The sequence below is a fragment of the Dongia sp. P2_B8 genome (assembly GCF_056404715.1).
This window is the reverse complement of sequence record NZ_JBFUDM010000009.1, coordinates 305,269-316,967: the sequence shown is the minus strand read 5'-3', so window position 1 is coordinate 316,967 and position 11,699 is coordinate 305,269. Positions and strand designations below refer to the sequence as shown.

General features: G+C 60.4%; 15 protein-coding genes. 6 read left to right on the top strand and 9 right to left on the bottom strand.

Annotated elements, in window-relative coordinates; all coding sequences use genetic code 11:
* Position 1: 1 nt before the first annotated feature.
* The 4 genes from AC1DWZ_RS22480 to AC1DWZ_RS22465 are packed head-to-tail and all read right to left on the bottom strand — an operon-like array spanning position 2 to position 2,037.
* The gene (locus AC1DWZ_RS22480) at positions 2 to 250 is read right to left on the bottom strand and encodes an acyl carrier protein (RefSeq protein ID WP_477171187.1); all 249 of its coding nucleotides are present in this window, start codon (positions 248 to 250) and stop codon (positions 2 to 4) included.
* On the bottom strand, positions 237 to 521 hold the full coding sequence (locus AC1DWZ_RS22475) for a phosphopantetheine-binding protein (protein ID WP_477171186.1): 285 nt from the start codon (positions 519 to 521) through the stop codon (positions 237 to 239). Before AC1DWZ_RS22475 ends, AC1DWZ_RS22480 begins: the two co-directional genes overlap by 14 nt.
* A gap of 6 nt (positions 522 to 527) precedes the next feature.
* Positions 528 to 1,304, bottom strand: coding sequence for a lysophospholipid acyltransferase family protein (locus AC1DWZ_RS22470; RefSeq protein ID WP_477171185.1), 777 nt, complete (start codon positions 1,302 to 1,304; stop codon positions 528 to 530).
* On the bottom strand, positions 1,294 to 2,037 hold the full coding sequence (locus AC1DWZ_RS22465) for a beta-ketoacyl synthase chain length factor (protein WP_477171184.1): 744 nt from the start codon (positions 2,035 to 2,037) through the stop codon (positions 1,294 to 1,296). The genes AC1DWZ_RS22470 and AC1DWZ_RS22465 overlap by 11 nt, the downstream gene beginning before the upstream one ends.
* Positions 2,038 to 2,302: 265 nt before the next feature.
* Between AC1DWZ_RS22465 and AC1DWZ_RS22460 the strand changes: the two genes are divergently transcribed.
* The gene (locus AC1DWZ_RS22460) at positions 2,303 to 2,740 is read left to right on the top strand and encodes a 4'-phosphopantetheinyl transferase family protein (RefSeq protein ID WP_477171183.1); all 438 of its coding nucleotides are present in this window, start codon (positions 2,303 to 2,305) and stop codon (positions 2,738 to 2,740) included.
* Here the strand turns inward: AC1DWZ_RS22460 and betI are convergent.
* Positions 2,721 to 3,338: a choline-binding transcriptional repressor BetI gene (gene betI / locus AC1DWZ_RS22455; protein ID WP_477171182.1), complete on the bottom strand. Its 618-nt coding sequence runs from the start codon at positions 3,336 to 3,338 to the stop codon at positions 2,721 to 2,723. The genes AC1DWZ_RS22460 and betI overlap by 20 nt on opposite strands.
* A gap of 147 nt (positions 3,339 to 3,485) precedes the next feature.
* Here betI and choX point away from each other — a divergent pair, with 147 nt between their 5' ends.
* The 5 genes from choX to AC1DWZ_RS22430 all read left to right on the top strand — a co-directional run bounded on the left by choX (position 3,486) and on the right by AC1DWZ_RS22430 (position 7,622).
* Positions 3,486 to 4,418, top strand: coding sequence for a choline ABC transporter substrate-binding protein (gene choX, locus AC1DWZ_RS22450; protein ID WP_477171181.1), 933 nt, complete (start codon positions 3,486 to 3,488; stop codon positions 4,416 to 4,418).
* A gap of 27 nt (positions 4,419 to 4,445) precedes the next feature.
* On the top strand, positions 4,446 to 5,381 hold the full coding sequence (locus AC1DWZ_RS22445) for an alpha/beta fold hydrolase (RefSeq protein ID WP_477171180.1): 936 nt from the start codon (positions 4,446 to 4,448) through the stop codon (positions 5,379 to 5,381).
* Positions 5,382 to 5,506: 125 nt separating this feature from the next.
* Complete coding sequence (locus tag AC1DWZ_RS22440; RefSeq protein WP_477171179.1) at positions 5,507 to 6,016, top strand: PAS domain-containing protein; 510 nt, start codon at positions 5,507 to 5,509, stop codon at positions 6,014 to 6,016.
* Between the two features lie 75 nt (positions 6,017 to 6,091).
* Complete coding sequence (locus tag AC1DWZ_RS22435) at positions 6,092 to 6,688, top strand: glutathione S-transferase family protein (protein WP_477171178.1); 597 nt, start codon at positions 6,092 to 6,094, stop codon at positions 6,686 to 6,688.
* Between the two features lie 73 nt (positions 6,689 to 6,761).
* Positions 6,762 to 7,622, top strand: coding sequence for an ATP-binding protein (locus AC1DWZ_RS22430; RefSeq protein WP_477171177.1), 861 nt, complete (start codon positions 6,762 to 6,764; stop codon positions 7,620 to 7,622).
* Here the strand turns inward: AC1DWZ_RS22430 and AC1DWZ_RS22425 are convergent.
* The 4 genes from AC1DWZ_RS22425 to serS are packed head-to-tail and all read right to left on the bottom strand — an operon-like array spanning position 7,619 to position 11,649.
* Positions 7,619 to 8,851, bottom strand: coding sequence for a peptidoglycan DD-metalloendopeptidase family protein (locus AC1DWZ_RS22425; protein WP_477171176.1), 1,233 nt, complete (start codon positions 8,849 to 8,851; stop codon positions 7,619 to 7,621). The two genes, AC1DWZ_RS22430 and AC1DWZ_RS22425, sit on opposite strands and share 4 nt — an antisense overlap.
* Positions 8,851 to 9,528: a protein-L-isoaspartate(D-aspartate) O-methyltransferase gene (locus AC1DWZ_RS22420; RefSeq protein WP_477171175.1), complete on the bottom strand. Its 678-nt coding sequence runs from the start codon at positions 9,526 to 9,528 to the stop codon at positions 8,851 to 8,853. The genes AC1DWZ_RS22425 and AC1DWZ_RS22420 overlap by 1 nt, the downstream gene beginning before the upstream one ends.
* A complete protein-coding gene (gene surE / locus AC1DWZ_RS22415; protein ID WP_477171174.1) occupies positions 9,525 to 10,379 on the bottom strand; it encodes a 5'/3'-nucleotidase SurE in 855 nt (284 codons plus the stop codon). Before surE ends, AC1DWZ_RS22420 begins: the two co-directional genes overlap by 4 nt.
* Entirely contained in the window at positions 10,372 to 11,649 is a 1,278-nt protein-coding gene (gene serS, locus AC1DWZ_RS22410) for a serine--tRNA ligase (RefSeq protein WP_477171173.1), read from the bottom strand. The genes surE and serS overlap by 8 nt, the downstream gene beginning before the upstream one ends.
* Positions 11,650 to 11,699 lie beyond the last annotated feature (50 nt).

Genomic DNA, 11,699 nt, shown 5'->3' with positions numbered 1-11,699 from the left:
GCTATTCCGCGAGAACAGCATGGACGCGGTCAATCACGTCGCCAACCGTACGCACGGACTTGAACTCGTCGACCTTGAGCTTGCGGCCTGTCAATTCCTGCAGCTTGACGACCAAATCGACGGCATCGATCGAATCCAGATCGAGATCCTCATAGAGGCGCGCTTGTGGCGAAATCTTGTCTGCGGGAATCTCGAACATGTCTTCCAGATAACTCCGCAGCGTGGTGTAAATATCGTCACGCGACAGCATCGGCACCACCCTCGCGCTTGACTTGGCTGTGGACAAAGGCCGCGAGACTGCGGACGCTGGCAAAATGCGCCTTCACCTCGTCGGTGATGGTCTCGATCTTCAGGCCGTAATGCTTGCGCAGTGCCACTCCCAGTTCCAGGGCATCGATGGAATCAAGCCCAAGGCCGGTCCCAAAAAGCATCTCGTTGCTGTCGATATCGTCGGGCTGAATATCTTCCAATTTCAGCGCTTCGATGATCAGCGCCTTAATGTCACGTTCCAAATCGTCCATACGCCATTATCCGAGTTCTAACTGTTCCATAAAGTAAGTCTGCAGCCGCCGCACTAAATGGCGGGCCGCCAGCGAGCGGTATTGATAACCAAGGGCATTGGCCGCGTCCAGACGCTCCCCTACTGTTACGCGAAACAGGGACCTTTTGGCAGGTATTTTCCACCAGGGATCGCCCTTGCTGAGCATGATCGGCCGGCAATCGATCGTCACCAGCTGGATTTCCGCTTCCGCCAACAGGGCAATATTGGCAAATCCCCGCCGGAACTGCAGCCCTTCGCCCGGGCGCGAGCGGGTTCCTTCGGGAAAAATGATCAGGCTTTTGCCGGCCACCATGGCCTGTTTGCACGCTGCCAGCAGGGCTTCTGGTTCCAGGTCGTTGCGGATGTAGCCGGCCCAGCGCATCACCCCGCCGAGATAGCGGCTACGCCATAGCTCTGCCTTGACGATGCACTGCGCCCGCGGCACCAGCGACATCAGGATGACCACATCAAGCAGGGTCGGATGGTTGGCGATGATCATGCGACCTTTGCCGTCCACCAGGGCCCGGGCTCCCGTCACTTCGAGCTTCATGATGCCCAGCCACTGCAGCATCCCGATATAGAAGCGAAAGACACGGTGGATCACCGCCTGCACCGCACGGACCCGCCGCTCTTCTTCCCGCACGAACAGTGCAATCATCGGAAAGACGGTCAGTGCCAGCAACAGGCCACCGCCAAAAAAGCAAGCGAAGGCCAAGCCGGTGCCGGCCAGCCGCCAAACATAATTGAGCGCGTTAATCAGCACGGCGCCACCGCCACGACATGCATTCACCCGCGGCTTCCGCCATATCTTCGCCAGCCAGCAGGAACTTCAGAAAAACCTCGGCCAAGGAGCTTGATGCACTATCATCCTCCACGGCACGGCATGTGAGCTCAATGGGATCAGCACCGCCGGCGGAAAGCGTCAATGCGACAGTGAGCGGCAGATTGGCCTCGGCAGCCGGCCGGAACACCGCGTAGCTATCCGGCAAAGGTGCGTCGAAATAGAGAAACAGTACTGGCCTCTCCGGCGTCTCGCGCAGACAGGCGGCTGCTTCGATCAGGCCGTAGCCAAAACTATCGCGGGTTGCTGCAATCGCGGTATGACCTTGCCGGTTACCGGTATGGATCGACAACAGGCCGGTAAGACCGTGATGTACCGACATGCTGAACTCCGCTGGCGAGGACGGTTCGTTCTCGGCCAGCGACGTCAGCAAGATCACAGTGCGATCGAATTCGCCATGCCGGGAAGCAAGGACATAGCGTGCGTCCTTGACACCCTCGCAAGCCAGAGCGGCGCCAAGCGCCTTTTGCCCGATGGGTGTCGCGCGCCGCCGCAGCATCATCGGCAGGACCGGCATGGGCGCATCAAGTTCCAGTGTGGTCACGTCCTGACCAGCCCAGGCACGCCAGTCCTGGCGCGTTTCCCGTCCCGGCGCCCAGGCAAACCAGTCGCTGACGACCATGGACAATTTGCTGGGCAGTTCGCCGGCAATCATGAATAATTAACGCCTCAATTCGAGCGCAGCGCAGACGTCCAAAAGCGCGCATTTCCAAGGGTTGTTATACGCCCTCTTTTATCCAGACAAGAGTGATATGCCCGAGAATCGCGTTTATTTTACCATCTGCGATGTACCGGACCGCGCCCGGCAATCTGCTGCCGGGCGGGAAACGTTGGCCCGGCTGGCAGCGTCTCTCGGCCACCGCCCGGCCCAGGATTTTTGCGTCGCAACAGAGCCATCGGGCCGCCCGATTTTAACCACAATGGACGGCGGAAAATCCGGTATTTTCGTCTCCCTGTCGCATAGCGGCTCAAAGCTCGCTTGTGTCGCAACGAAGCTGGGTCCCGTTGGCATCGACATCGAGCGGCCACGGCCCGGACGCAACGTCGCCGGTATTGCCGAAGCGGCTTTCGGCCCCCTGGAACGCGAGCGCTGCGGCCGAGAAGGTGCAGCAGGCTTCTATCGCATCTGGACGGTGCGGGAGGCAGTCGCGAAAGCCCTAGGTGCCGGGCTCAGCATGGTCAGCGACCGGCAGGACCGGGTAGCGGTGGGCCCAGACGAGGGCAGCTGGCGGTGGCAAAAATGGCACCTCGTCCATCATCGCCTGCCGGCAGACCTCAATCTCGCCATGGCCGTGCTCCCCGGGGATCCCGCCTTGGCGGAAATCGATTGGCGAGAGCTCACCCTGCCCGCCGTTTAGGCTTGGGCGTACGGCTGCCCGCGCCGCCGAGATGCAGCTCCAATATCCCGTCCATCTGGCTTTTGGCCTCCGCAAGACTGAGGCCCTCCTGGCTCAAGCCGAAACGCAGCCAGAGGCCATCGATCATCGCCGTGATGCCGATGACGGCTGCGTCCGCCTTGGCTGGCGGCAAAAGATGCTTGAGCGCCGACAAAAGATTGCTGCGCATCCGCGCATGGATGGCACGCTGGATGCGTGCGAAATTGGGATTGCGCGGCACTTCGGCACAAAGAGACAGCCAAGCATTGCAAATCTCTGGCTTGAAGAATTTCGGCGAGAAGTTTCCGGCGACGATCGCTGCAATCCGCTCCCGCGGCGTTGCAGCCTGGGACATCAGCCCGACCACCTCATCCCGCAATAATGCGTTAGCGTGGCGCATAACGACCTCAAGCAGCTCGTCCTTGCCTTTGAAATAATGGAGGACGATGCCTTTCGACATACCGGCCCGTTCGGCGACCTTCGCCAGTGTGGTCCCGGCAATGCCCTCCTCCTGCAGGATTTCATAGGCGGCGGCAGCTAGTTCCTGACGGCGCAACTGTTCAATGCTCAAACGCGGCAATCTGATTCTCCGGCGGAAATCGACCATTGCATTGTCACGCCCCTTGCCATGATTGTCCATCTGGACTATAAATTGACCCATGGGTCAATAAATAAACCAACCGGTCAAATTAAGACCGATACCGGCTTTAGGAATGGGAGACCGACCATGCGCCAATATCTTTTCCTGCTGAGTGCCATTGCCTTCTCTGTCCCGCAGATCGCCTGGGCCGTCGAGCCGGAGAATTGCCAAAAGGTCCGCATGGCCGAGCCCGGCTGGAACGACCTCACCTTTACCACCGGTGTCATGCAAACGATCCTCACCGGCCTCGGCTATAAGGCCGAGACGAATTTGCTCGGGCTCGACATCATCTACCAAAGTCTCAAGAACAAGGATCTCGATGTCTTCATGGGCTATTGGGACCCGGCCATGGTCACCTATTACGAGGCCTACAAGGCGGACGGCTCGGTCGAAACCGTCCATCAGAATCTTGAAGGCGCCAAATACACCTTCGCTGTCCCGCAATATGTCTACGACGCCGGCGTTCACGACATCGCCGATCTGGCGAAATTCGCCGACAAGTTCGAGCGCAAAATGTATGGCATCGAACCGGGCTCGAACCAGCTGATGTTCGACATCGTCAAGGATCCGAAATTCGATCTCGCGACATGGGAGGTCGTCGAATCCAGCGAACAGGGCATGCTGACCCAGGTCGACAAAGCCGTCCGCAAACAGAATTGGATCGTCTTCCAGGGCTGGGCGCCGCATCCGATGAACAATGATTTCAAGCTCGCCTACCTGACCGGCGGCGATGCCTATTTCGGTGCCGACCTTGGTGCTGCCACAGTTCATACCCAGGTGCGCAAAGGCTATATGCAGGAATGCCCGAATGTCGCAGCTTTGCTTAACAATGTGAGCTTCGACATCGCGCTCGAGAATGAGGGCATGGCATATCTCATCCGCGATAGCATGACCCCGACGGATGCCGCCACCAAGGCGCTGAAGGCCCATCCTGACCATCTCGACAAATGGCTGGCCGGCGTGACCACGGTCGACGGTAGCGATGGTCTTGCGGCGGTGAAGCAGTCTCTTGGCTTCTGACCTGTAGCCGCGCAGCGCTGGCCATCCATGCCGTTTGCAGATCTAGGTGGCCTGTCGCTTTGCTATGACCGGGTGCTTGGCCCGCATGCCGATCGGCACGCCATACCGGTGTTGATGATTCAAGGTCTCGGCATGCAGATCCCGGAATGGCCAGCGGAGCTGATCAGCGGGTTGGCCGCTGAGCGGCAGGTCGTTCTGTTCGACAATCGCGATGCCGGCCTGTCACAGCTGTTTGGCCCCGCCATCGATCCGTCCCTCACGATGGGTCACTTCCCCGGCCAGGCACCACTCCTTGCGCGACCTCCTTACACGCTCCACGACATGGCGCAGGATGTCGTGCAACTGCTCGACTTCCTCAACGTCGACAAGGCTCATCTGATCGGCTTTTCCATGGGTGGCATGATCGGACAGATTGTGGCGGCCAGTGCACCCTCCCGGGTCGCGTCGTTGGTCGGGCTCATGACCTCTGCCGGGCAGCAGTGGCTCGATTGCACGGCCGACGCAGACCACATGATGCGTCAGTCCATCCTATTCGAACCGCACCAGGACCGGCTGATTGCACAGATGCTGGCCGCGGAAGCAGTTTATGCAGGCCGCTCGCCCTTGCCGGGTGTTGCTGCGCGGCGGGCAGCAATCCAGCAGTCCTTTGCTCGCGCTTATCGACCAGCCGGTACTTGGCGCCAGGCCCGTGCCATGCGTGCGACCGGCTCACGCGAGGTTCTCCTGCGCGCCATAAGAACGCCGATGCTGATGCTGCACGGCGAAGACGATCCCGTCATTTCCCTGGCCCAGGCTGCCCTTGTGACGACCATCGTGCCACACGCGGCATTCAAAATACTCGATGGTACCGGTCACATCCTCACAGAACAGAATGCCGAAGAGATTTGTCGCCTGATCAAGAATTTCTGGTGGAATAATAGGACAATTACTTACCCTGAAACCAATATTGGACAACCACCTTGAGAACATTATAGTTAAAAGCACGCTTGGTAACCGAGGTTGACTGGGCGCGGTTGCACCGCATTGAGGTCCAAGCCGTGAACCATTCCATGCTGTCATCCCTGATATCCGCGGCGCCGCGATCGCGCATGCCTGTTGGCAGTGCCGCCTTCGAAGAGGCGATGAACGCACCAGAACATGGCGATCTGCGCAGCTTCCATGAATATTGGAAGTCGAAACAGACCGACGATCGGCCACCACTCCGGTCCGATATTGATCCCACCGATATTCCTAAGCTGCTGCCGAATGTGCTGCTGATCGATGTGATCGGTGATCCGGCCTACGATTTTCACTATCGCTTGATGGGCACGGCAATCGTCGCCTTTGACGGCATCGACTACAGCGGATCCATGCTCAGCCAAATGGTGCCGCGCAATGACGCCTTTCATGTGATCTGGGAACATCATCTTAATGCTGCCAAAGGTGCCGTGGAATTGCGCCATGACAGCCTGCGCTGGATCCGCGACAGTAGCCGCGATTATGTCGATTATCTGATCCTGCTTCTGCCGCTCCGCCGCAACGGCGAGGGCATCGAGTTCCTGTTCGGCTATATCCACTACATCATGGACGACAGGACGCGCAGCTGGTCGCTTCGCTAAGCCCGGATAGGACTTGCCAGCATAGGCTACCTGTGTTCTTTTTATGTTCCATTTTGTCTGGGACAGGGAAACAGCATGAAACTCTATTGGGCCCCGCATACCCGCGCTATTCGTGCCATCTGGCTGCTGGAGGAAATCGGCTGCCCCTATGAGCGCATCCGCGTCACCATTCGGGGTGGGGAGACGGATCCGGGGCTTGCCAGCGCCAACCCTATGAAGAAGGTGCCAACCCTCACCGATGGCGATGTCGACGTGGCCGAAACCGCCGCCATCTGCACCTATCTCGCCGACAAGTTTCCGGAAGCCAATCTCGCGCCAAAGATCGGCGACCCGCTGCGTGGGCGCTACCTGCACTGGATGTTCTTCAACGCTGCCAATATGGAACCAGCCTTCCTGCAGAAGATGATGAATATCGAGATTGATCCGGTAGCGGCCGGATGGGGCAGTTTCGATCGGGTGATGGATGTGGTTGAAGCTGCCGTGTCGGGCGGCGACTGGCTGCTGGGCCGGCGGTTCAGCGCCGCTGACGTCCTGATGGCGACCAGCCTGCATTTCGGCATGCATATCATGAAGGTGGTGCCGGAACGGCCCGCCTTCACGGCATATACGGCGCGCGCAGCAGCACGGCCTGCCTTCCAGCGTACCAATGCCATCGATTCCGGCAACGGTTGAAGAGCGCACACAGTCTCTGGCGTCGGCGCCGTGAAATCGTTATGAAATCTGCAGTTCCCACGAGGTAGTGCAGATGAATCAGAACGATATGCTTCCCTTGCTGCAGCGTATTGCCGACAGTCTCGAGCGTTTGGCGCCGGCCAAGTCCAAGGCAATCGATCTGGCCGCCGCCGATGCCTTTGTCTGGCATCCGGAGACGCATTGGCTGCAGCCGGTCGTGGCTGTATCCCGGGTGCATATCAACCTGCTGCAGGGGATCGATCGCAACAAGGATATCCTCCTCGACAATACACGGCGCTTTGCGCGTGGCCTCCCGGCCAACAACGCGCTGCTTTGGGGTGCCCGCGGTACGGGGAAAAGCTCGCTGGTAAAGGCAGTTCATGCAGCGATCAACCTCGACCCGGCGACCCCGTTGAAGCTGATCGAAATCCACCGCGAAGATCTCGTCACCCTGCCCCGGCTCCTGGTCCTGCTCAACGACCAGGGCTGCCGCAGCGTCATCTTCTGCGACGATCTCTCGTTCGATGCCTCGGACGCCAGCTACAAATCGCTGAAGGCGGTGCTGGAGGGCGGCATCGAGGGGCGGCCCGGCAATGTGCTGTTCTACGCCACCTCAAACCGCCGTCATCTGATGCCGCGCGACATGATCGAGAACGAGCGCTCAACCGCCATCAATCCATCGGAAGCGGTCGAAGAGAAGGTCTCGCTCTCAGACCGTTTCGGCCTGTGGCTCGGCTTCCACAATTGCGACCAGGAGACCTTTTTCGCCATCATCGACGGCTATTGCCAAAGCTTCGGGCTCGATCTGCCGCCGGAAGATATCCACGCCCAGGCCATCGAATGGTCGGTCACGCGCGGTGCCCGTTCCGGCCGTGTCGCCTGGCAATTCATCCAGGACCTCGCTGGCCGCCTCGGCAAGAAGATCGAGCTTTAGCTGCCCAGATACTTCATCGGATCCACCGGCTCTTCGCCTTTGCGGATCTCGAAATGAAGCTGCGGCTTGGCGACGTTGCCGGTCGAGCCCACACGCGCGATCGTGGCACCTCGTTTCACCTTGTCACCCTTCTGCACCAGCAGCGACTGGTTGTGGGCATAGGCGGTGATCAGGCCATTGGCATGCCGGATCAGCACAAGATTGCCAAAGCCGCGCAACTGATTACCGGCATAGGCAACGGTACCGTCGGCAGCAGCCATCACCGGCGCACCGGCGGGGGCCGCAATGTTGATGCCGTCATTGCGCAGCCCATCGGTGGTAGCACCATATTTCAGGATGACCTTGCCCTGCACCGGCCAGGAAAAGCCGGAGGCACTGGCCGGCGCCACGCTGGCGGTCTGAACAGGCTCGACGGGCTGGGCAGCAGGTGCTGGCGCCGTAGCCTGCTGCTTGGCTTTTTCGTAGGCGCCCTCGGCAGCCTCTTCCGCGGCTGAGAGATCCGGTTCTGCCGGAACAGCCTTGGCCGATGTGGTGGTAGCCGGCGGCAATGGCGTCGCGGCAGCCCCCGTCCCAGTCGTCGGCAACACGGTCGTCGGTACGATCGGCTTCGCACCCACCGGGCTGTTTTGCGTCGGGGCCGTCGGGGCGGCTTTCGCGCCCGGCAAAGGCGGCAAAGCACCGCCGGACACAGGACCGGAATTGGCAGCCGAGGGGACAACATCGACCTTGGGTGCTGGAATCTGTGCGGCCGTGGATTGCGGCAGCGACGTCGTCGCAGTCTGCGTCGCTTCAACGGCGCTCGGCAGAACCAGCGACTGCCCAACCTGCAGCTTGTAGGGTGCCTTCAGTCCATTGAGCTCGACAAGGGCACTTTGCTGCACGTTGAAACGTCGCGCGAGTCCCCCCAGTGTATCGCCGGACTTCACGACATAATTCTGCCGCTCGGCAATGCGCAGCTCCTGGCCAGGCCGGATGTTATAGGGCGGCTGCAGGCCGTTATTGTCGATAAGCGCCCGGATCGGCGTGTTGGTGCGGTTGGACACAGATGCCAGCGTATCGCCGGGCGCCACAATATAGGCACCGTTGATCACCTGTCCCATATTCGGGTTGGCAGGTGCGCTGGCGCTGGGCGTGCTGAAGCTGGGCGCCACCATATTGCCGCAAGCCGCGAGCATAAGGCAGGCCATCACTGCGGCGGTCTTCTTGACGCGCATCTGACGCACCATCATCAATTCTCCATGCGCCGCGGCGCCGGGCGGCCCTCGCCTTCCGGCAAGGCGCCACCGACGAGAGGTACAAAGCGGACATCAGCGATGACCTTTGGCGTCAGGCTGCCGTCCTCACCTTTGGTCAGCTTCACCAGGACCTGCTCGCCGCGCTCCGGCCCCACGGGAATGACCATGATGCCGCCAATGGCGAGCTGCTCGACCAGCGCCTCCGGCACTTCGGCAGCGGCAGCCGTCACGATGATGCGGTCGAACGGCGCCTGCTCGCGCCAACCGCGCGCACCGTCGCTGCACCGGCTGGTGATGTTGTGAATGCGCAAATGATGGAAACGATGCTCGGCTTCCGCCAGCAGCGATTTGTAGCGCTCAATAGTATAGAGCCTGCGGCACAGCTTGGAGAGCACTGCGGCCTGATAGCCGGAGCCCGTACCGATCTCCAGCACCTTGTGGCTTTTCTTCACGTCCAGCGCTTCGGTCATCTGCGCCACGATCTGCGGCTGGCTGATTGTCTGGCCGTGACTGATCGGCAAGGCCTGATCTTCATAGGCCTGGTCGTGGAAACTATCGAGAACGAAGAGTTCGCGCGGAATCCGCTCGATCGCGTTCAAGACATTGGTATCGGTCAGCCCAGCCCGCCGCAAGTTCATGATCATGCGGATCTTGCGCGCGTGCAGGCTCATCGAGGCAGGCCATCCGTCTTCAACTTGTTGGCCGCCTTGGCTGGCTTCTTTGTCTTCGCGGTTGGCTTGGGTTTGGGAAACAGCCCGTCCATGCGCCGCAGCATCGCCCCATGAGTCAGGTCGAAATGAAGCGGCGTCACGGACACCGCCTTGGTCAGGATAATGCCGAGATCGGTCTCGGGATGCTCCGGCTCGTCGGTCGGAAAATCACCGATCCAGGTCACTTCGCGCTCAAACGGATCGCGCGCATGCACCACTTCGACATGCGACATGCGACGGCCCTGACGGCCGACCTCAATGCCGGTCACATCCTTGGGCGCCACTGGCGGAAAATTGACGCTCATCAGCACACCCTTCGGCCAGGGCAGCGAGACAAGCTTGCGGATGACCTGTGGGGCAAACGCCGCGGCCGTTTCCCAATGCAGCTTGTCCTTCACGCGCACCTGGCTGAAGGCGATCGCCGGAATGCCCAGCATCGCCCCTTCCATGGCGGCAGCGACAGTGCCGGAATAAAGCACGTCTTCGCCCAGATTGGCGCCGCGATTGACGCCCGACAGGACGATATCTGGACGCCGGTCGGGAATGATGTGGTTGACGGCGATCAGCGTGCAGTCGCTGGGCGTGCCGGAGACAGCAAACTTGCGCGGGCTGATGCGATTGATCTGCAGCGGCCGGCGCAGCGTCAGCGAATGCGAGGCACCGCTATGCTCACTCTCCGGCGCCACCACCCAGACATCCGATGAAAGGCTCTTGGCAATCTTCTCCAGCACCTTGAGGCCTGGAGCATGAATGCCATCGTCATTGGTGACGAGGATGCGGGCTTTTTTGAGATCGAAGGGCAGCTTAAGCATGGGGGCGAATGACCTCGAGACCGTTCATATAGGGACGCAAGGCGGCCGGAATGACCACTGTGCCATCTTCCTGCTGATAATTTTCCAGGACGGCGATGAGCGCGCGGCCGACAGCGACACCCGATCCGTTGAGCGTGTGCACGAAACGCGTCCCCTTCTCGCCCGGCTTGCGGCAGCGCGCCTTCATGCGGCGCGCCTGGAACTCGCCGCAATTGGACACGCTGGAAATCTCGCGGTACATGCCCTGCCCCGGCAGCCAGACCTCGATATCGTGGGTCTTCTGGGCAGAGAAGCCCATGTCACCCGTCGACAAGGTCACGACGCGAAAGGGAAGCTCCAGCTTCGAAAGAACATTCTCCGCGCATTTAGTCATGCGCTGATGTTCGGCATCCGATTCATCCGGATGCGCGATGGACACCATCTCGACCTTCAGAAACTGATGCTGCCGGATCATGCCGCGCGTGTCGCGCCCGGCAGCACCTGCTTCCGATCGGAAGCAGGGCGTCAGTGCGGTAAAGCGCAGCGGCAGCTTGCCCTCATCGACGATCTCGTCGGCAACCATATTGGTCAGTGGCACTTCAGAGGTGGGAATGAGGTAAAGCCCCTGTTCCGTCTTGAACAGATCCTCGGCGAATTTCGGCAGATTGCCGGTGCCATAGAGCGACACGTCGCGCACCAGAAAGGGTGGATTGATTTCGGTATAGCCATGCTCGCCGGTATGCAGGTCCAGCATGAACTGGCCGAGCGCGCGTTCCAGCCGCGCCAAGGCGCCCTTCAATACCACGAAGCGGGCACCGGAGATCTTGGCGGCAGCGGTGAAATCCATCAGCCCCAGCGCTTCGCCAAGCTCAAAATGCTGCTTGGGGGCAAAGGCATAGTTGCGGCGCTGTCCGACTTCGCGCTCGACCCGGTTGGCGCTCTCGTCGACACCTTCCGGCACATCATGCGCCGGCAGATTCGGTTGTTGCGCCAGCAGCGCTTCCAGTTCTTCCGCCGCCTTCTGCTCGTCGATCTCCGCAGCCGCCATCCGGTCCTTGAGGCTGGCTACTTCCGCCATGATGGCAGCAGCGTCGCCACCCTTGGCCTTCAGCTGACCTACCTGCTTGGAGAGATCGTTCCGCTTCGCCTGCATCTCCTGCCAGGCGGTCTGCGTAGTGCGACGCTTGGAATCGAGCTCGATGACGGTGGCGGCAAGCGGCGCCAAACCGCGCCGTACCCGACCCGCGTCGAAAGCACCGGGATTGTCACGAATCCATTTAGGGTCAAACATTTAGCCGCCGAGCTCCAAATCCGCGATTCGGCTCAACTTATAAGACGGAA